Origin of the sequence: Phocaeicola coprocola (genome assembly GCF_041333015.1) — a bacterium.
GTDB lineage: Bacteria > Bacteroidota > Bacteroidia > Bacteroidales > Bacteroidaceae > Phocaeicola > Phocaeicola coprocola.
The window spans coordinates 2,154,838-2,176,062 of record NZ_JBGKGM010000001.1; the positions used below are offsets into that span (position 1 = coordinate 2,154,838).

General features: G+C 39.3%; 17 protein-coding genes. 6 read left to right on the forward strand and 11 right to left on the reverse strand.

All coding sequences use genetic code 11. From position 1 onward, the window contains the following. Positions 1 to 191: 191 nt before the first annotated feature. Positions 192 to 1,037, forward strand: coding sequence for a pantoate--beta-alanine ligase (panC, locus tag ACDG22_RS08870; RefSeq protein ID WP_007568562.1), 846 nt, complete (start codon positions 192 to 194; stop codon positions 1,035 to 1,037). A gap of 5 nt (positions 1,038 to 1,042) precedes the next feature. Then, positions 1,043 to 1,393 (forward strand): aspartate 1-decarboxylase, encoded by a 351-nt coding sequence (gene panD, locus ACDG22_RS08875; protein ID WP_007568563.1) that lies wholly within the window; start codon positions 1,043 to 1,045, stop codon positions 1,391 to 1,393. A gap of 79 nt (positions 1,394 to 1,472) precedes the next feature. Here panD and ACDG22_RS08880 read toward each other — a convergent pair whose 3' ends face one another. The 4 genes from ACDG22_RS08880 to ACDG22_RS08895 all read right to left on the reverse strand — a co-directional run bounded on the left by ACDG22_RS08880 (position 1,473) and on the right by ACDG22_RS08895 (position 8,751). Next, positions 1,473 to 3,470: a fructose-1,6-bisphosphatase gene (locus tag ACDG22_RS08880; RefSeq protein ID WP_270230188.1), complete on the reverse strand. Its 1,998-nt coding sequence runs from the start codon at positions 3,468 to 3,470 to the stop codon at positions 1,473 to 1,475. A 27-nt stretch (positions 3,471 to 3,497) separates the two neighbouring features. After that, positions 3,498 to 5,159: a putative transporter gene (locus tag ACDG22_RS08885; protein ID WP_040311985.1), complete on the reverse strand. Its 1,662-nt coding sequence runs from the start codon at positions 5,157 to 5,159 to the stop codon at positions 3,498 to 3,500. 118 nt (positions 5,160 to 5,277) lie between these two features. Continuing rightward, a complete protein-coding gene (locus ACDG22_RS08890; protein ID WP_007568566.1) occupies positions 5,278 to 7,467 on the reverse strand; it encodes a glutamine synthetase III family protein in 2,190 nt (729 codons plus the stop codon). 54 nt (positions 7,468 to 7,521) lie between these two features. After that, positions 7,522 to 8,751, reverse strand: a complete 1,230-nt coding sequence (locus ACDG22_RS08895) for an LL-diaminopimelate aminotransferase (RefSeq protein ID WP_007568567.1) — start codon at positions 8,749 to 8,751, stop codon at positions 7,522 to 7,524. A gap of 192 nt (positions 8,752 to 8,943) precedes the next feature. Between ACDG22_RS08895 and ACDG22_RS08900 the strand changes: the two genes are divergently transcribed. Together ACDG22_RS08900 and ACDG22_RS08905 are read left to right on the forward strand one after the other, a co-directional pair. Then, positions 8,944 to 9,831 carry a YitT family protein gene (locus ACDG22_RS08900; protein WP_007568568.1) on the forward strand — a complete coding sequence of 296 codons (888 nt, stop codon included), beginning with the start codon at positions 8,944 to 8,946 and terminating at the stop codon, positions 9,829 to 9,831. Positions 9,832 to 9,863: 32 nt separating this feature from the next. Beyond that, positions 9,864 to 10,451, forward strand: coding sequence for a Crp/Fnr family transcriptional regulator (locus ACDG22_RS08905; RefSeq protein WP_007568569.1), 588 nt, complete (start codon positions 9,864 to 9,866; stop codon positions 10,449 to 10,451). Positions 10,452 to 10,544: 93 nt separating this feature from the next. Here ACDG22_RS08905 and ACDG22_RS08910 read toward each other — a convergent pair whose 3' ends face one another. From ACDG22_RS08910 to ACDG22_RS08940, 7 genes are all read right to left on the reverse strand, one after another. Then, positions 10,545 to 11,798 carry a hypothetical protein gene (locus ACDG22_RS08910; RefSeq protein WP_007568886.1) on the reverse strand — a complete coding sequence of 418 codons (1,254 nt, stop codon included), beginning with the start codon at positions 11,796 to 11,798 and terminating at the stop codon, positions 10,545 to 10,547. Between the two features lie 6 nt (positions 11,799 to 11,804). Next, positions 11,805 to 13,463: an AMP-binding protein gene (locus ACDG22_RS08915; protein ID WP_007568884.1), complete on the reverse strand. Its 1,659-nt coding sequence runs from the start codon at positions 13,461 to 13,463 to the stop codon at positions 11,805 to 11,807. 336 nt (positions 13,464 to 13,799) lie between these two features. Beyond that, positions 13,800 to 14,729: a GIN domain-containing protein gene (locus tag ACDG22_RS08920; protein WP_007568883.1), complete on the reverse strand. Its 930-nt coding sequence runs from the start codon at positions 14,727 to 14,729 to the stop codon at positions 13,800 to 13,802. 250 nt (positions 14,730 to 14,979) lie between these two features. Beyond that, positions 14,980 to 15,957: a dihydroorotate dehydrogenase-like protein gene (locus ACDG22_RS08925; RefSeq protein ID WP_007568881.1), complete on the reverse strand. Its 978-nt coding sequence runs from the start codon at positions 15,955 to 15,957 to the stop codon at positions 14,980 to 14,982. 12 nt (positions 15,958 to 15,969) lie between these two features. Beyond that, positions 15,970 to 16,638, reverse strand: coding sequence for a YggS family pyridoxal phosphate-dependent enzyme (locus tag ACDG22_RS08930; protein WP_007568879.1), 669 nt, complete (start codon positions 16,636 to 16,638; stop codon positions 15,970 to 15,972). Positions 16,639 to 16,662: 24 nt separating this feature from the next. Further along, positions 16,663 to 17,145: a DUF4494 domain-containing protein gene (locus ACDG22_RS08935; RefSeq protein WP_085960430.1), complete on the reverse strand. Its 483-nt coding sequence runs from the start codon at positions 17,143 to 17,145 to the stop codon at positions 16,663 to 16,665. Between the two features lie 88 nt (positions 17,146 to 17,233). After that, positions 17,234 to 18,469, reverse strand: coding sequence for a fucose isomerase (locus ACDG22_RS08940; protein ID WP_040312018.1), 1,236 nt, complete (start codon positions 18,467 to 18,469; stop codon positions 17,234 to 17,236). Between the two features lie 213 nt (positions 18,470 to 18,682). Here ACDG22_RS08940 and ACDG22_RS08945 point away from each other — a divergent pair, with 213 nt between their 5' ends. Both ACDG22_RS08945 and ACDG22_RS08950 read left to right on the forward strand, forming a co-directional pair. Beyond that, positions 18,683 to 19,885 (forward strand): pyridoxal phosphate-dependent aminotransferase, encoded by a 1,203-nt coding sequence (locus tag ACDG22_RS08945; RefSeq protein ID WP_007568874.1) that lies wholly within the window; start codon positions 18,683 to 18,685, stop codon positions 19,883 to 19,885. A gap of 1 nt (position 19,886) precedes the next feature. Then, the gene (locus ACDG22_RS08950) at positions 19,887 to 21,131 is read left to right on the forward strand and encodes an ABC transporter permease (protein ID WP_007568872.1); all 1,245 of its coding nucleotides are present in this window, start codon (positions 19,887 to 19,889) and stop codon (positions 21,129 to 21,131) included. Positions 21,132 to 21,225 lie beyond the last annotated feature (94 nt).

The following is a 21,225-nucleotide window of genomic DNA, read 5'->3' on the forward strand; positions in this document are numbered from 1 at the left end:
CTTGTTATTTATTCCTTATAGTTTGTTAATGTCTTGTAAAATAGAGTGTTGCAAATGAAACTATTTCATTTTGCAAGTAAATGCCCAATAAAAAACTTTACTCTTTTTTATCAATCTGTTTTATTATATGATAAAAATGTGGTTACTTTGCAGCCGATTTTAGAAAACTATAGGTTTAATAATCAAAGAAAATGAAGTTAATTCAAACTATTCAAGAACTTCGTACGGAGTTAGATGCGCTTCGTAAGGAGGGCAAGACTATCGGACTGGTTCCTACTATGGGAGCTTTGCATGCAGGTCACGCTTCGCTTGTAAAACGTGCTGTTGCTGAAAATGACGTTGTTGTAGTGAGCGATTTTGTGAATCCCACTCAGTTTAACGACAAGAATGATTTGTTAAAATATCCTCGTACTTTAGATGCTGATTGTAAATTACTGGAGGAGTGTGGAGCTTCGTTTGTATTTGCACCGTCAGTTGAAGAAATTTATCCGGAGCCGGATACTCGTCAGTTTAGTTATGCTCCACTTGATACAGTAATGGAAGGAAAGTTCCGTCCTGGTCATTTTAATGGAGTATGCCAGATTGTAAGTAAGCTTTTCCTGATTGTTGAGCCTACGCGTGCTTATTTTGGGGAAAAAGATTTTCAGCAGCTTGCTATTATTCGTGAAATGGTACGCAAATATCCTTTCAATTTGGAAATTGTAGGTTGTCCTATTGTTCGTGAAGCAGACGGGCTGGCTCTAAGCAGTCGCAATGCTCGTTTAAGCGATGAACAGCGTATTCAGGCTTTACAGATCTCAAAAACTTTGTTTGCGAGTGTAGAATATGCTCAGACACATACATTGGCTGAAACAAAAGCATTCGTGGAATCTGCTATTTCTACTGCAGAAGGATTAAGATTGGAATATTTTGAAATTGTAGATGGCAATTCATTGCAGACTGTATGCGATTGGAAAGATGGCAGTTATATCGTAGGGTGCATAACTGTTTTCTGTGGAGAAGTTCGTTTGATAGATAATATTAAATATAAGGAGTAACGGCTATGATGATAGAAGTGTTGAAATCAAAAATTCACTGTGTTACCGTAACCGAAGCTAATTTGAATTATATGGGAAGCATCACTATTGATGAAGACATCATGGATGCTGCCAATATGATTGCCGGGGAGAAGGTGCAGATTGTGGACAACAATAATGGTGAACGTTTTGAAACCTATATCATAAAAGGCGAACGTGGGTCAGGATGCATTTGTCTGAATGGAGCTGCTGCGCGTAAAGTGCAAGTAGGAGATGTGGTGATTATTATGTCGTATGCTCTAATGGACTTTGAAGAGGCCAAAACCTTTAAGCCAACAGTGATATTCCCTGATACGGTAACAAACAAGATAGTATAAAAAATCCCGAAGTTGGTTTTTCTGACTTCGGGATTTTTCTTTTTATATAGTGGCATAAAAAAATGCCACTATATAATTACTATAATGATTTCTCTTTGATAGTACCAGTCCGGTAGGCAACAAGCAATTTCTTCAGATCATTTATCTGTATGCTTAATTCTCGCCCTTTATCGGTGTCTTTTACCATCATACGTTTACTGCTCATTTCCACGATTTGAGTTGTTGATTTAATATCAAGCCCTTCTTCTATCGCTTTTTGAGTGGAAGTAAATGGTTCGTGTTGTACTAGTTGGAAACCGCGTGAGTGATAAACAAGTGTATATCCCGCAATACCGGTTTCTGGCTGATATGCTTTAGAAAAACCTCCGTCGATAACCATCAGTTTTCCGTTGGCTTTAATCGGTTTTTCTCCTTTTACAGCTTTTACAGGTACATGACCGTTGATGATGTGGCGATGTTCGCCTTCTACACCGAATTCATCCATAATCATATCGCATATATCTTCCCGATCTCGTAATGTATAATAGAAACCTTTTACTTCTTTATGCGTTTCTTTGTCAGTTAGGAAATAGCGTTCGAATGTGGCCATTTTACTTTTATCGAATGCTGGAGAATTTTTTCCACACCATAAATACCATACATAGTCAAGAGCAAAGACCTTTTCTTCGTTGTCGTTTTCTGCAAAATAAGCTGTGCGTATTAATTCGCCTGCTCGGCTCAATAATGCTTTGCCTTTATATTTCTTCCCTAGAATGTCTACTTCTTTCAGAGAGCCGTCTTCGTTGAGAGGCATGGAGGCATGAAACAGTAGGTTAGAGTTGCATACATTATACATACAGCCATAGCGGAACAGACACTTCATATGTTTACGAAGCTTCTCACTTCCGGTGAATGAATGATGTAATTTTTGTATTATATCTCTTTCTTCGTCGGTTAGCTTATAAGGATCTGCCGGATCGATAGTCGGGAACAAACCATCACGCAGGGCGTATTCTTGTCCATCTAATGTGATGACCTTACGTTCGAAATCTATATGGTGCAATAATAATCTGTCTTCCATTTCAAATTCCGGACGGCGGCGGATAATTTCTGCTTCCAGTTTAAACTGGATGATACTGATGGCCTTATGCATTTGGGCAATCAGACGGATGGTTTTATCATTGTATGGACTTACTGCCTTGTCTATTTTTGGGGTAAAGCATTTACATGGATCATCGGCATAAGTTTCCATGGCAAATGTGGCCAGAGGAAGCAAGTTGATACCGTAGCCATCTTCCAAAGCCGAAAGGTTTCCATAACGCATGGCAAGTCGTAATACGTTGGCTATACTACAGTCGTTTCCAGAAGCTGCTCCCATCCACAATATGTCATGATTACCCCATTGAATGTCAAAATTATGGTAGTTGCAGAGAGTATCCATGATGATGTGAGGACCAGGACCACGGTCGAATATATCTCCCAGAATATGTAAGGAGTCGATAGTTAGCTGTTGTATCAGATTACACATTGCAACAATGAAATCATCAGCTCGATGTGTGTCGATAATAGTACTGATAATAACATTGATATATGCTTGCTTATTGGGTTCCATACTGCTTTCATGCAGTAATTCTTGTATGATATATGAAAATTCTTCAGGCAATGCTTTACGTACTTTGGAACGTGTATACTTGGATGACACATTCTGGCAGATTTTTACCAGCTGATTTAACGTAATAACATACCAGTCTACAATATCGGTTTCGACATCTTTTACTAATTGTAGCTTTTGTTCCGGATAGTAAATCAGTGTACAGATTTCCTTCTTTTCAGATTCGCGTAATGTATTTCCGAATATTTCGTTGACTTTCCGTTTGATAGCTCCTGAAGCATTTCTTAAAACATGCTGGAATGCCTCATACTCTCCATGTAAATCGGCTAAAAAGTGTTCTGTACCTTTAGGCAAATTCATGATTGCCTCCAGATTTATTATTTCGGTACTGGCCGAAGCGATTGTAGGAAAGCTATGTGAAAGAAGTTCCAGGTAGCGGATATCTTTCTGTATCATTTCCAGTGTAATCTGTTTATAGATTTTCATGTTATTTATTTAGGTTAGAATGGTTAGTTATAAGAATATCATTAAAATAAGTTGTGCAATGATTACACGTATAAACATACCGAGAGGATAAACGGTTGCATAACTGATTGCCGGATTATCATTCGGGATTATATCGTTTGCATAATTCAGAGCCATTGGATTAGCCATACTTCCACATAGCATACCACAGGTGTTGCCAAAGTCCATTTTACAAAGACGAAGGGCTACCAGTGCCATAATGACTACAGGAATAAAAGTAATGAGAAAGCCTATGCCTATCCATAATGCTCCTTCGGGACGCATTACTGTATCAAAGAAATGGACTCCAGAGTCAAGTCCCAGGCAGGCCAGATAGAGTGACAGACCGATTCCTCTAAGCATCAGGCTGGCACTACGGGTAGTATATGTTACCAAATGTAGGCGAGGTCCGTATGAACCTATCACTATACCTGCAATAATCGGTCCTCCAGCAAGTCCTAATTTTACAGGAGAACTGATTCCCGGAATTGCAATAGGGATGGATCCTACAATCAATCCTAAAACAATACCAATGAAAATAGAAGCCAAGTTGGGGTCTTTTAAGGTTTTTACAGTATTACCCAATACTTTCTCTACATTTTTTATAGCAGCGGCTTCGCCGACAACAGTTAGACGGTCACCTAGCTGTAATACTAATTCGGGGGTAGCCAGTAGTTGAACTCCGCTACGTAATACACGGCTGATATTTATTCCATAGGTATTTCTCAGGCGTAGTGAACCAAGTTTTTTTCCGTTTATTTCCGGGCGGGAGATGACAATATGCTTTGAGATCAATTCACTGTCGATGGCATTCCAGTCAATGTCTTCTTTGTTCCAGTCTTTTTTTTCTTGCTCTCCGAACAGAATTGTCAGAGCCTGTACATCTTTCTCTGTTGTGATGACCAATAACCGGTCATGTTCTTTTAATATTTTCTCAGAAGTAGGGATAGATACTTGTCCGTTTCTCCACAAGCGTGATATGACAAATTTGATGGTGCTTATATGTACTAAATCTTGGATGCTTTTATTGTATATTGCTGGATTGTGCACTTGAAAAGTTGCAATATATGTATGATTGGGATCTTCGTGTTCATGCTGCTCCATATCAGCGGGCCGAACGAAAAGCTTCTTTACTACAATAATAGCCAGAATAACCCCAACGACACCTAACGGGTATGTTACAGCACAGCTCAGTGCAGCTCCACTTGTTGATTCTCCTAACTGTTTTAGTGTTTGTTGTGCAGCACCCAGAGCAGGAGTGTTGGTTGTAGCTCCACATAAAATACCTACCATATCGGGCATAGATATAGGAGTAATCGCTGTCAGTGCCACAGCCATAATCGTACCCAATAAAATAACCCCTAGTCCTAACATATTTAACTTATATCCGCCTTGTTGTAAAGAACTGAAAAAACCAGGACCGACTTGTAATCCTAGGGCATATACAAATAACACAAGTCCGAAGCTTTCAGCGTAGGTAAGCATCTGTGGGTCAATAGCAAATCCGAGATGTCCGGCTAATATACCCATGAAAAAAACAAATGTCAATCCTAAGGATATTCCACAAATGTGTAATTTCCCTAGTCCAAGGCCAGTAGATATAATGAGGGACAGTATGATTACTGCCTGTAAGGCTGTTTGTTCAAAAAATAAATCGTATAACCATTCCATGTTGTAAAGATACATAAAATAAAATTATTATCGCCACAAAGGACACAGAGTGACACTCTAAACAAGTAAAATTTGTCTTGTGTACAACTCTGTGCCCTTTGTGGCAAGAATAATTTGTTTATCGCACGAATAATAACTCGCGATACTTCGGCAATGTCCACATCTGGTCATCGACAATCAATTCAAGCTTGTCGATATGATAGCGGATCTGTTCCAGCATTGGAGCAATATTATCATGGTAGGCGATAGCTTTTTCTCTTTCGGTGGTGATACGGTTAGCTACTTTACGAGCTTCCACCATTGCATCTACATGGTCTTTGATAAATGCTGTATGTTCTGCTATTTCCTTGATTATTGCTAGATTTTCAGCTGATAATACGGCTGCTTCATCAGCTGGGAAAAGTGATTTCATCTTGTAGGCATTATCTATCAGTTTTGTCTGATATTCAATAGCAACAGGAACCACATGATTCATTACTAAGTCGCCTAGAACACGTGCTTCGATTTGTATCTTTTTAGTATACATTTCCCATTTCACTTCGTTACGTGCTGCCAGTTCTTTTCGATTCATGACTCCGGTAGATTCAAACATATGGATTGTTTCCGGTTTCAGATAATTATCGAAAATAAGTGGACAGCTGGTTTCGCAATCCAGTCCACGACGCAAGGCTTCTTCCTTCCATTCATCACTATAGCCATTTCCGTCGAAACGGATAGGTTTACATTCTTTGATGTACTGGCGGATTACTTGGATAATTGCCGAAACTTTAGGCTCACCTTTTTCGATCAATGCATCTACGTCTTTCTTGAATACTGTGAGCTGTTCTGCTACAGCAGCATTCAAAGCAATCATTGCACTGGCACAATTGGCTTCTGAACCTGGAGCACGGAATTCGAAACGGTTTCCTGTAAACGCAAAAGGTGAAGTACGATTACGGTCGGTATTATCAATCAGAAGTTCTGGTATTTGGGGAATATCCAGGCGCATACTTTGCTTGTCTCCCAAGGCTACTAACTCATTGTTTGTACTTTCTTCCAAATGGTCGAGAACTTTGCTTAGCTGAGTACCCAGGAAAGATGAAATAATTGCAGGAGGTGCTTCATGAGCTCCCAGACGATGAGCATTTGTTGCGCTCATGATAGAAGCTTTCAGTAGACCATTATGATGGTAAACTGCCATTAGCGTGTTGACAACGAAAGTGATAAAACGCAGGTTCTCTTCCGATGTCTTACCCGGAGCCATCAACAATGTTCCATTATCTGTTCCCAATGACCAGTTATTGTGTTTTCCTGAACCGTTTACACCTTTGAATGGCTTTTCATGAAGCAGCACACGGAAACCGTGATTACGTGCGATTTTACGCATCAGCGACATGATAAGCATGTTGTGGTCTACAGCCAGATTACATTCTTCATAAATAGGAGCTAATTCGAACTGGTTGGGAGCAACCTCATTGTGTCGTGTCTTGACAGGAATACCTAATTCCAAAGCCTGAATTTCCAGATCTTTCATAAATGCGGCAACACGGGGAGGTATTGCGCCAAAATAATGGTCTTCCAACTGTTGGTTCTTTGATGCTTCATGTCCCATAAGTGTACGTCCTGTCAGCAGTAAGTCCGGACGTGCGGCGTACAGACCTTCGTCAACAAGGAAATATTCCTGTTCCCATCCCAGATACGAAATAATCTTTTTTACGGAAGGATCGAAATAATGCATTACATCGAGTGCTGATTTTGTTACGGCCTGAATAGCTTTTAGTAATGGTGCTTTATAATCCAATGATTCTCCCGTATATGCTATAAATACGGTAGGTATACACAATGTATCATCTACGACAAAAACAGGTGAAGACGGATCCCATGCACTGTAACCACGTGCTTCAAAAGTATTTCTTACTCCACCGTTAGGGAAGGAAGAACCGTCTGCTTCTTGCTGAACAAGAAGTTTACCTGAAAACTCTTCCAGCATACCACCTTTACCGTCATGCTCAACAAAGGCATCATGCTTTTCTGCTGTACCCTCTGTTAATGGCTGAAACCAGTGAGTGTAGTGAGTTACACCTAATTCTACTGCCCATTTTTTCATTCCAGCAGCTACCTCATCTGCAATACTTCTGTCGAGTGCAGCTCCGTTGTCAATAACATCTATTAATTTGGCATATACTTTACTTGGCAGATATTTGAACATTTTTTCCCGGTTGAACACATATTTAGCGAAATATTCGCTTGGGCGCTCTGACGGGGGAGTAACTTCAATTGGTTTCTTGTGAAACGCTTTTTCTACAACTCTGAATCTTAATTTTGACATAATACCTAAAAATAATTTTTATGTTGTTTTTTCTTGTATATTATCTTTTTTTGGTTATAAACATCGACGGAGGCGATATATTGCTTCCTTGCAATCTTCTTTTTTGCCAAAACCGGTAAATCGCATATATCCTTCTCCGCTAGGTCCGAAGCCGATACCGGGAGTTCCTATAATATGTGCTTCGTATAATAGCTTGTCGAAAAACTTCCACGATGACATTCCGTTAGGTGCTTGTACCCAGAGATAGGGAGCATCTTCACCTCCTGCTACTCTTAGTCCGAGTTCGGTTAATGCTCGTTTCAGTATTTGTACATTGTCCATGTAGTATCGGATATTTGCTTTTACTTGCTCTTTACCTTCTGGAGTATAAATAGCTTCAGCCCCTCGCTGGGTAATATAGGATGTTCCATTAAATTTTACTTCCTGATGCCGCTTCCACATTGGATTGAGTGGGATGCGCTTGCCAGCCAATGTCGCTGCTGTTATTTCTTTGGGTATAACCATATATCCACACCGCACACCAGTAAACCCGGCTGTTTTCGAAAAGCTTCTACATTCTATGGCTACTTTTTTAGCTCCTTTTATTTCATAGATGGAATGTGGTATATCTGGATTCTGAATATATGCTTCGTAAGCTGCATCAAAAATGATCAGAGTATCATTTTGAAGAGCATAGTTTACCCATTTTTTAAGCTCATTTTTGCTAAGTACAGTTCCCGTAGGGTTATTGGGGTAACATAAATAAACGATATCAACGCGCTGGCTAGGGATTTGAGGAATAAAATTATTTTCCGGAAGGCAAGGCATGTATACTACATTGCTCCATTTACCATCATTTTGAAGTTCTCCAGCACGTCCACAGGAAACATTTGAATCGATGTAAACGGGATAGATGGGGTCTGTAACTCCGATACTATTATCATGACGAAGAATGTCACCGATACTACCGGTATCACTTTTGCTACCGTCACTGATAAATAGCTCATTAGGCTCCAAATGTATTCCCCTTGCAGCATAGTCGTTTTTAATAATTTCATTAATGAGAAAATGATAACCTTCTTCAGGACCATATCCGTGAAAAGTTGCTTCATGTCCCATTTCGTCTATAGCCTTGTGCATGGCTTCTATACAAGCTGGGGGAAGGGGAAGAGTGACATCTCCTGTTCCTAAACGAATGATATCAGCTTTAGGATGAGTTACCCTGAACAAATTTACTTTCTTCTCTATATCCGAAAAGAAGTAATTGTTCGGTAATTTCAGGAAATGTTCGTTTACTAACGCCATGATATGTATTAAAACAGTTCTAAATGTTTATCCCAATTTGGGGCAAAATTACGAAAATTATATGATCTACAAAACCGTCTATTTCCTTTTCTTTATTTCTTGTAAGAAATTTGTTTGCATTGTATCGTTATAGGTGATTTTTTCGTAATTTTGTATCACCAAATTCAAAAACTATAACTTGTAATTTATAAGATGAATCAAATGAAGCCGCTTACGAAGTCGCAACAGTTTTTTAGGGAAACTAGAGACTATTTGATGATTGCTTTAGGTATGCTAATGTATGGTGTGGGATGGACAGTGTTTTTGTTGCCTAATGACATCCCATCGGGTGCGGTTCCCGGTATTGCATCTATCGTGTTTTGGGCAACAGGTTTTCCGGTTCAGTACACATATTTGATTATTAATTTTTCATTATTGTTGCTGGCTTTGAAAATACTGGGACTTAAATTTTGTCTGAAGACAATTTGGGCGGTTGCCGTGTTAACTATATTGTTGGCTATAATACAAGATTTGATAAAGGGCAGCTTGATACATGATCAGCCTTTTATGGCATGTGTGTTAGGGGCTTCATTCTGCGGGGGAGGTATCGGAGTCGCTTTTTCTGCAAATGGAAGTACCGGTGGAACAGATATTATAGCTGCGATAGTCAATAAATATCGTGATATATCATTAGGACGTGTCATCCTTATGTGTGACATAATTATTATCTCTTCCAGCTATTTGGTTTTACATGATTGGGAACGGGTTGTATACGGATATGTAGTTTTGTTTGTTTCCAGTTTTGTTCTCGATCAGGTTGTGAATAGTGCTCGTCAGTCTGTACAGTTTTTTATAATTTCTTCTAAGTATGAGGAAATAGGAAAGCGTATTAATCTTGATCTCCATCGTGGTGTAACCTTTATTGATGGTGTAGGATGTTATACGCATAACAATGTGAAAATGATGTTTGTATTGGCAAAGAAAAGCGAATCGAATACTATTTTCCGTTTGATAAAAGATATAGATCCGGGAGCTTTTGTATCTCAAAGTGCAGTAATCGGAGTCTTTGGAGAAGGTTTTGATCGTATTAAGGTGAGATGATATAATATTAACAAAGGTAATATGGAGATTGTATGATGACAAGTGTTGAGGTTGTGCGGCAAATAGCCGCCGGAAAGCATGTTTTGCTGGAGCGGGAAAGTATTCATGCAATGGCAGGCATTCTGGTATGTAGGAAATATAAAAAAGGCGAAATTATTTTGAATGAAGGCGAGGTATGTGAATGCATGCGCTATATAGAAAAAGGAATGACTCGCCAGTTTTATTTTAAATATGATAAGGATGTGACTGAGCATATCGGATATGAGGGAGGAATGATAATATGTCTGGAAAGTTATCTGAAACAAAAGCCTACTCGTATAATGATTGAAGCTCTGGAACCAACAGTTTTGTGGGAAATAAAAAAAGATGATATAGAACGCTTGTCTATGGAACACTCAGATATCGGAGTGTTATATAGAAAGTTCTTTGAATATTCTTTGATTGACTCACAGATTAAAGCAGATACATTGCGTTTTGAACCAGCACACGAACGGTACAACAAGCTTCTTCAGTTGCATCCGGAGATATTAAAACGTGCACCGCTTGTTTATATCGCCTCTCTGCTTCAAATGACACCTGAAACATTGAGTAGAGTACGTTCTGCTAGCTTAAATGGATAAAATTTCTTTTTGAGAATATAAAATTACCGCTGTATAGTTCCCTTGGTGAATAGGGAGTTTATACAGCGGTAATTTTTTTAGAGATATAGTAATTTAAAATAATACGATTCCAGCTTCGAAGGTTGCTTTGTGGTCGAACATGCTACTGTGACCATACTGGCGGGTCCAGCTGTATCCTCCTGAAGCAAAGATTCCCAATTTACTTCCTATGCGATATTCTACGTTTATTCGTGGTTGTAAAGCATATAGTCTTGCTGGTATTCCTTGGTTCTTATTATCAAGTGTTTCAATATGGTAAAATCCTGCATCTGCACTCAGCTCTAGTCGCGGGAGGAGAGAACAATATAAACCTCCCCGATAGAATGCCGAAACGGATGCTTTATAATCGGAATTTAAGTAAAATGCTCCGCCTCCAAGTTCTGTATATGTATGTCGATTTTTAAAACGTATAGCCAGATTTACCTTGTTGAGATTGCCTCCTGAGATAATCATCTGGTAGTTTGTATGGGGAGTAATGTTGATACAGCCTATTTGATGTGCTGTACTATCTTGACTGATATTTACAATACCCAGTTGCAAACCTTTTGCAGTTTTGACAGATACATTTGCCAGACCTGCCTGCAAACCGTTGTTCTGTTCTCCATAGTTTGTGATACCCAATTGCATTCCTCGATTATCCACAGCTATATTTCCTAATGCGGCAAGTTGCAGACCTTTGTTCTGAGTTCCGGCAACGTTCAGTAAACTGGTAAGCTGTACTCCTTTCAGGGTTTCTCCGCTTACATTCATTAAACCACCTATAAAGACACCTTTTTGTGTTTTCTTTGTAACATTGGCGAGTCCTGCAAAATGTACTCCTGAGCTATTTCTGCCTGCAATGGTTACCAGTCCACCTATAAAAATACCTTTTGCATCTAGTCCGGCAACGTTTCCAATAGCAGATACTGCGATTCCTGATGAGGAATTTCCTGTTACATTCATCAGTCCGGCAAGTGTAATTCCTTTTGTGTCTTTTCCGGTTACATTAGCTATACCTGATAACTGAAATCCTGACGCGTTTAATCCTGTAACATTGGTTATTCCTGCTACTTGAAATCCTATGGAATGATAATGAGTTATACTGGAAATTGCATTGATCCCTACACCATTCAGGCAACTATAATTGCTTATGAGGCCAAGATTCAGATAGGTTCGTGGAGGCTCTTTCTTCTTATTTGTGATATTAGCTGCTAGATTTACTCCTTTTTTCAATCCTTTGTTGGAGCGTGTTTGAGCATAAAAAGGCATTGTTCCTGCCAGCAGACAACCTGACAGGAACATGCTTATAAGTTTGGTGTTAAGTTTCATCAGTTTTTATTTTACATCCTGATAAAGGAATCGCTTGATACTCTTTTTCGGAGTCTTTTCGAATTCTTCTGGATAGATTTTTATTCGTGAAATTTGTGAATAAGCTGGAAGTTCTGCATTTAGCGTTGTGCGATTTTCTTCCATTGCTGCTTCTATGTCGCTGTCGCTCATACCCTGCGAATATGCATCTTCAAAATCAGGATAAATCAGGGCAACGAGTTTATTATCGTTTTGCTGGATAACGATACACTCTGCGACAAATGGTAAGTTATTCAACTTTTCTTCTATCTCTTCTGGATAGATATTTTGGCCGGAAGGACCGAGAAGCATGTTTTTGCTTCTTCCTTTGATGGTTACGTTACCTTCTTCATCCATTACACCCAGGTCTCCCGTGTGCAACCAGCCATCAGCATCGAGAATTTGTGCTGTCGCTTCAGGATTTTTGTAATATCCCAACATAACATTATCGCCACGTGTTAGAATTTCTCCTACTATATTTTGTGGGTCGGGACTGTCGATACGTACTTCCATACGAGGTGCTGCTTTTCCGCAAGAACCCGGTTTGAAACGTTTCCAGTCTTCATAGCAGATAATCGGACCACATTCAGTCATTCCGTAACCTACGGTATAAGGAAAATCAATGCTTTTAAGTAATTTTTCTACTTCCTGGTTGAAAGCAGCTCCACCGATAATAACTTCGTAAAAATTACCTCCAAACCCTTGAATCATCTGTTCACGGACAGTTGCTTTTATCTTGTCGTTGATAATGGGAACCTTCAGCAAGACTTTCATCTTGAGTGTTTCCAGTTTAGGCAGTACGTTCTTTTTAATAATTTTTTCTATTATCAGTGGTACGGCAATAACAATATGCGGCTTAACATCAGCAAATGCCTGGAAAATGATTTTGGGACTAGGCATACGAGTGAGAAAGAATACATGACATCCACAAGCAACCTCATATAAAAACTCGAATGCCAGACCGTACATATGTGCCATTGGCAGCATGGAAACAATTCTGTCGCCAGGCTTTAATGTCAGTACATCGAAAGCAAACTGAGTATTAGCCCACAGTGAACGATAGGGAAGCATAACTCCTTTTGAAAAACTTGTAGTTCCCGAAGTATAGTTTATTACAGCCAGTTCCTCCGGATTGTCGCGGCGGTATGATACATGTTCACGGCGGAAATTACGAGGAAATTTCTTGCCGAAAAGTTCATTCAGATGTTCGCGAGCATATTCCAGCTGTTTGCTGCGGCATACCAATAGCGTAAAGTCAGTCATGAGGATGATACCTTCCAGCAGAGGCATTTCTGCTTCGTTTAGTGACTCCCATACTACATCGCCCACAAAGAGCAAGCGTGATTCTGAGTGATTGACTATATTGTGGATATTGTCTGCTTTAAATTCATGCAAGATAGGTACGGCTACTGCTCCATAAGTCAGTATGGCAAGAAAGGCCACTCCCCAGTGTGAGCTGTTTCGTCCACAGACAGCTACTTTGTCACCCGGTTTGATTCCGCTTTCTGCAAGTAGGATATGTAACTTTTCTATTTTGCGGGCAACATCTTTATATTGTAAGGTTGCACCTTTATAATCAGTCAATGCATCCAGATTCCAGTGTTTCTTGATGCTTTCTTCTACAAAGGCAATAAAACTTTTTTCCATAAAATGTAAAAATTTAGTAGTGCACAAAATGTGCTTTATTGTGCAAAGATATTGTTTAATTCTTAGTATTCCAAATTAAACAGCTTCATACTGTTTCATTCTTTGCACTTTATGTGGTGAAATATTCTGATTATTTATTGGAGTTATGCTGTTTGCTATCTTTATCTGAAGAAGTATGCAGTGTCTGGCTGATGAAAGATTTGGGTAGGAGCATGATATGACTGAGTCTGAAAAGAAAAAAGATGCTGAAAATGATTCTTGATTTAGATAGAATACTTGATTTTCAGCATCTTTTCTTGTGGAAGATAGAGGAGGAGATTCTAACCGTTTACTTTTTTAAAGTTTGGATACATTATCCGACTTCCCTTCTATGCTTCTCGGATTTCCGGCATACCGGATGTCACCTCCACTGCTTGTATGAGTAGAAAGTCTGTCACTGGCATAACATTCAATATCTCCTCCAGAAGTGGCTGAGGCTGTTACATTCTTCGATTTCAGACTTTTGGCATAAATATTTCCTCCTGACTGTGCAGAATAATTAGCATCCTCACATTTTCCAGATAAGCTGATGTCACCGGAAGAGCTAGTTGTTGCTTTTACTGTACCTCTGCATGATAGTGATTCTATCTCGCAGTCACCTGATGAGCTCGACTTAATGTCAGTTTCGTTACACCGGGCTGTGTTAATTTTCATATCTCCACTGCTGCTGGTTGAAAGGCTAAGCATATGGCATGTGATATTATCTATTGTGATATCTCCACTGCTGGAAGTGCTCATTTTCAGATTGCTGCAAGTAATGTTTGTTGCATCGATATCTCCACTGCTCGATGTGTTGAGAGTGACATCTTTATGAGTCTTTAGTCCGTTGGCAAATTTGATATCGGAGGAACTGGAGGTCGAAAAGTCTGTTACTTCCGGTGCAAAAACTCTTACTTCACATACATATTTTCCTTGTATGGATAATGATTTCCCTTTTGGAAAATCATAGTTTACTTTTAGCTTATTTCCATTTTGCTGGACTTTTATGTATGGAATAATATTGTCGGGCGCATATACTTCTGCATAGGCTTTTCCTTGCGATTGTGTGTATACAACGTCTACTGAAGTTGAAGCGCTGATAGAATTAATATTCTTGATTTCTACCTTTTTGGTTACGTATTTTTTGCTTGGTTTAATAGGTGTATTTCCTATAGCAAAAGAACAACTTTCGGAAGTAATCAGTGTCAGTGCTATAGCCAATGAGGCTGCAAATGTAAATGTTTTCATAAAATTAAGTTTTGGTGTCTTTTATATATTTAGACGCAGATATATCACAAAAGTAACATGTTTTACTGAAAAAAACATTTGAGAGTATCTTTTTAATGTTCTAGATACTGTGGTAGCAATAAGTAGATCCTGTTTCTATCTGGAACTTTTATCTTTTGCGGAGGAAAGTTATACAGATAAGGATATAAAAAATCCGGTGAACTTAAATATCTAAGTCCGCCGGATTCGTTTTTAATTCGCAACGATATTCTTATTCTTCTCTGTTACTATAATATCTCATGAACTGAGTGCGTTCGAATGGATTGATTTCGCCAGCTGATTCTGCGTTCATCTTGCCTTTGAATTGTGACAGGCTTTCATAACCTTTTTCGTCCATCCATTCACTTAGTTCTTTTTTCATATTCTCTATTTCTTTTGCACCATATTGATAAATTACACTGCATACTTCAACAGCAGCTGCGCCAGCCAAAATAGATTTAATAACTCCTTTGCCGCAATGTACGCCACCCGAAACAGCGTAATCCAAACGTGGAACAGCTGCTGAAGCAATAGCTGTCCAGCGCAGACGGTCGGGCAGTTCATTAGGAGTACTCATTACATTGGCACTGGTGAAAGCCATGGTGTCGATGTTTATATCAGTCTGATAAAAACGGTTGAATAGAACTACAGCTGCAGCTCCGTTAGCATAAAGCTGATTAATCAACGCAACCGGATTTGTAAGGTTGCTTCCCAATTTCATGATTACAGGGATTTTTACTACTTTCTTGATGTGGCAGAGAATGTCTATATGACGTTGTTCGAAACTGCCTGGAGTGTAATCCTTATCTGTCTGTAGAGATAGGATATTAATTTCCAGAGCATCTGCTCCTGCTTTTTCCATCATTGTAGCAAAATCTACCCATTCGCTGTCACTGTAACAGTTGATGCTAGCTATAACAGGAATATGACATATTTTTTTTGTTTCTTCTATTAAATTGATATGTTCGTTAAGCGCATGAGAACGTACGTAAGCTCCCAGATAGTCGTCTGCTTCTGGTGAACCATAGCCCTGCATTGATCCTGCTTGCATGCTGATTTGTTCTTCAAAAACTGATTTCAGAACAACAGCTCCAGCGCCGGCTTCTTCTAGTTTTTTTATTTTTTCAGCACTGTTAGTAAGTCCCGAACTACTGATAATAATAGGGTTCTCAAGTGCTAATCCTGCGAAAGTTGTTTTTAGTTGTGCCATATTAGTTAGATTTTAATAGTTTCTGTCTCCAAAAATTTTGCTCCCTACGCGTACCATTGTACTTCCTTCTTTTACGGCTATCGGGTAGTCGTGTGACATTCCCATAGAGATTTCTTTAAATTCAGGGCGATCGGAAAAGAATTCTTGTTTCAGCTCATCAAAAAATACTTTTAGAGAATGAAATTCGTTGGCAATTTCTGTTTCGTCCTCAGTATTCGTCGCCATACCCATAACACCTGCGATACAGATATTGTTCAGATTTTTCCATTCTCCTGTACGAAGCATTTCCCGACAGCTGTCGAATGTAAAGCCATATTTGCTTTCTTCCTGTGCTATGTGAATTTCGAGTAAGCAGGGAATAGTGCGTTCGTGCTTGGCAGCCTGCTTATTTATCTCAACCAGTAATTTATAGGAATCGGCGGCATGTATCATTGCGATGTAGGGTGCAATGTATTTTACTTTGTTGGTTTGTAAGTGTCCGATAAAATGCCATTCAATATCTTTCGGTAATTGTTCATGCTTGCCGGATAGCTCTTGTTCTTTGCTTTCGCCAAAAATGCGTTGACCTGCCGAATATGCAGCTTCGATAGCTTCGGCAGGATGGAACTTTGATACAGCTACAAGGCGTACATTTGTCGGTAGTTCCGCTATTACTTCCTTTAAATTAGCTTGAATATCCATTTCTGATTGTTGTTTTTTTCAGTCTTATCTTTTATCGGCATCTGGAAATTCCGGCTTAACGTCTGGTTCGGCAGAATAGGGATATACATCCATAATTGCTGTTTCTGCAATCGAAGCAATGACGTAATCGGCCATTGTGCCTTTCATTCCTTCATCCAGCTTTTTTACAGCATCCCGTAAGTCGGAAGCTTGTACCAGTACGTTTGTTGCTGTTTTCTTTTCAGCGCCGCTTTTTTCATCGAGTGTAATGAAATACAGTTTGCATTTAAACCAGCGGTCGGCTGCATCTTCTTCACATGGGAATAGTTCACTATAGTTAGCTCGTTTAATGTCTGCTACCGTAAATTCTCCACTGATGAATGGGGTTATTTCTTCGATGATGCGTGATTCAGCTTCTGTAAAACTGAGTGCATCTACCAGATAAGGTTCTGTTACTTTTTTGTTCATGCCGTTCTCCGCAACTTTTTCGTAGCGGATTTTACATTCGAACCAATTATGCATCATAATGAATTTTTTTTCTGTGTTAGTTTGACAATGTTCATGCAAATGTACACTAAAATTTTAATAAAAACTCTTACACTGATAATTTATTTGTTCATTCGCGTGGCTTACACCGATTCTGTTGCATGAACTCTTGTATCTCATCGGCATGGCTTCCCTGAAGCAGAATATGGTGGTTGCCCAATGGATTGGTCAGGAAGTAGCTGACAGGCTTGTTTAGCTTGATTTTTAATTGTGTACGGCAGGATGTTGAAAGATTTGTATTTTCAGTCATATAACCTTCTGCTAGATAATATTCGTCCAGACATTCACTACCACACTTGAAAATTGTTACATCTCCTTCGTGCATCAGTCCTTGTATAGCAATTCCGCTTTGGGTCTCAAAATGGTCGCGTATGATAAATTCATTAACCATTTTAGTCGCAATAGAGCAGTGGGCTAACAGAAGCTCGTTGCGTTTGACGTCGATAAATGATGGATTTCCCATAAATGAGGGTTGTCCGGTTACGGCCTTAGCCATCAGCATGGTCATGATAGCTTGTAAATCACCTTCGCAACCGGCCGGTATTCCTTCATTATTTAATAAGGATAGTGCCAGACATCCTGTGGTATTCAATTGTTTTACAAGGGCAAAACAAGATAAGGCTATTGCATCTAGTTGCTCTGATACACATAGCTGTTTGATGGCTTTGTATAAACGCATGGCCTTTAAAAGATCTTCGGCTGTAGCATCCTGACATGCTTTTGCTTTGTTGGCAAAGATAGAAGCTTCAAGTCCGATTTCATCATCTGTGATTTCATAGAACCGTTTGTAGACTTCCTGAAGAGGTATGTCTATATAGTTTACTCCCCATCGTTGACTTGCCAATAAATAGTCCACATGGCTGGCTACCAGCCATGAAGCCGGAGTTCCAATGACTCCGATACGTTTGCCTTTTAACGAACGTTTGGCTGCAAAAGCTTTGTGGTGTAATAATACTTGTTTTGCCATATCGCTTGTATGGCCATGGATAATGCGTACTTTCATGTCCTTATTGCGTACACAGGCTGCTATTTCCAGAGCGGCAGCAAGCGAGTTGTTCAATCCGTCAGAGAGTAGTGTAATAGGGTAGGGAAGTATACTGAAATTTCTGATGACACAATCTTCTACACCTCCGCTTGCTATAAATGCCATTTTATATGCATTGGCTGGAATACTTTCTACTTCTTTATAGTTTACTAAATGGAGGGTAAAATGCTTTTCTAAAGCCATGAACAATTCTTTATGGCTTTGATAAATTTGCTCCATTTTATAACTTCCGGATGTGAATATAATAAGGTATAAATTCATAGCTCTATATGTAATGGTTTAACATTTACGAATATACATTTTTTTCTTTTTGGCTCTCTGAAGTTGTGTGAAGTTTTTATGTTTTTTGATAGAGTTTAGAGCCTGTTTAGTCTTTTCACTCAATACGTCTTTGGATTTATTTTATAAGAAATGTTGTGCATTTTGTTCTTTCGGGTTATATTTGTAGCCACATTAAAATCAAATTGTTTATTTATGCCACAAATATCCATTAGAGGAAACGAAATGCCAGAGTCACCTATTCGTAAGCTGGCTCCTTTGGCTGAAGCTGCAAAAGGAAGAGGAATTCATGTATATCATCTGAATATTGGTCAGCCAGACCTGCCTACACCTCGAGCGGCCCTCGATGCGATTCGTAATATAGACCGTACAGTTCTCGAATATAGTCCCAGTCAAGGTTATCGTAGCTATCGTGAAAAACTGGTGGGCTATTATAAAAAATACGATATAAACCTTGATGCTGATGATATTATTATTACTACCGGAGGATCTGAAGCTGTTTTGTTCGCTTTTATGAGTTGTCTGAATCCGGGTGATGAAATTATTGTGCCCGAACCTGCATATGCTAACTATATGGCATTTGCTATTTCGGCGGGAGCTATAATTCGTACAGTAACAACGACGATTGAAGAAGGGTTTTCTTTGCCTAAGGTAGAAAAGTTTGAAGAATTGATAAACGAACGGACCAAAGGTATTTTGATTTGTAATCCCAATAATCCGACTGGTTATTTGTATACTCGTCGGGAAATGAATCAGATTCGCGATTTGGTTAAGAAGTACGATTTATTCTTGTTCTCTGATGAAGTTTATCGCGAATTTATTTATACAGGTTCTCCATATATTTCAGCATGTCATTTAGAAGGAATCGAAAAGAATGTTGTCTTGATTGATTCTGTTTCTAAGCGTTATTCTGAATGTGGAATCCGTATCGGTGCTCTGATAACCAAGAATGAAGAAGTCCGTAAAGCTGTTATGAAATTCTGTCAGGCACGTTTAAGTCCTCCTTTGATTGGGCAGATTGCGGCAGAGGCTTCGCTTGATGAACCGGAAGAGTATTCTCGTGAAATGTATGATGAGTATGTAGAGCGTAGAAAATGTCTGATTGATGGCTTGAACCGTATTCCAGGAGTATATTCACCTATTCCTATGGGGGCTTTCTATACCGTGGCAAAACTTCCGGTTGACGATGCGGAAAAGTTCTGCGCATGGTGTTTAAGCGATTTTAATTATGAAGGAGAAACTGTAATGATGGCTCCTGCAGCAGGCTTTTACACGACTCCGGGTGCAGGTCGCAATGAGGTACGTGTTGCATATGTTCTGAAAAAAGAAGACCTGGCGCGTGCTTTGTTTGTGTTGCGTAAAGCCCTTGAAGCATATCCCGGACACGTAGACGAATGATATGAACTGGAAGCTTTTTATTGCACGCCGTATCTATAAAGATAATGAAGGCGGAAAGGAAGTTTCAAAGCCAGCCATACGTATTGCGATGGCTGGAATTGCTATTGGGCTGGCTGTAATGATCATCTCGGTGGCGGTTGTCATTGGTTTTAAGCATCAGGTACGCGATAAGGTTATCGGTCTTAGTTCGGACATTCTTGTTACTAGTATGGATGAGGCTCAGGCATACCAGACAACTCCGGTTGCCGGAGGAGACAGTGTGATGCAAGTGTTAAGAAGCTTACCTTCTGTGAGCCATGTACAGCGTTATGCCAGTAAGCCGGGGATGATTATGACTGCTGATAATTTTCAGGGAATGCTTCTGAAAGGTATAGCTCAGGAGTATGATATGACTTTTTTGCAAAACCATCTTCTTGAGGGAGAAATTCCAGCATTTACAGATTCGATAGCCAGCAATAAAGTTCTTGTATCGAGAACCATTGCCGACCGTTTGTCTTTAAAGGTTGGGGATAATCTGTATACTTATTATCTGGAGAACAATATTCGTGCTCGTCGACTTACTGTTTCTGGTATTTATCAAACAAATTTTTCTGCCTATGACGATTTGTTTTTGATAACGGATTTATATACAGTCGTTCGTCTGAATAATTGGGAAAAAGACCAGGTGGGAGGATTGGAGATTGAAGTCAGTGATTATGCATTACTCGAGCAGGTCAACGATAATATACGTGGTTTGTTTGATGAAAAGAGTGATCGATACGGCAATATGTATTATTCGCGTACAGTAGAAGAAGTATATCCTCAGATATTTGCATGGTTGGATTTGCTTGATGTTAATGTGTGGGTTATTCTGATTCTGATGGTTGGTGTTGCAGGATTTACTATGATTTCCGGACTGCTGATTATTATATTGGAACGTACAAATATGATAGGGGTGCTGAAAGCATTGGGAGCTGATAATACTGCTGTCCGAAAGATTTTTCTTTCGTTCTCCGTACTTCTTATCAGAAAAGGTATGCTGTGGGGAAATATTGTCGCTCTTTCTTTCTGTATTCTACAGTATTACTTCAAAATTGTAAAACTAGATCCGGCGACATATTATGTCGATTCTGTTCCTGTTGAGCTGAATATAGGAGTCTGGCTGTTGTTGAATATCTGTACATTGATAGTTTCTGTTTTAATGTTGGTAGGACCTTCCTATCTTGTCAGTCGTATTCATCCGGCTAAATCCGTAAGATTCGAATAAGGGTATTTTTACAGTAACCATATAAAAATGTCCTGATATTTTAAAGAAGGTTATCGACTTTCACTAAAATATCAGGACATTTTATATGTCTTGG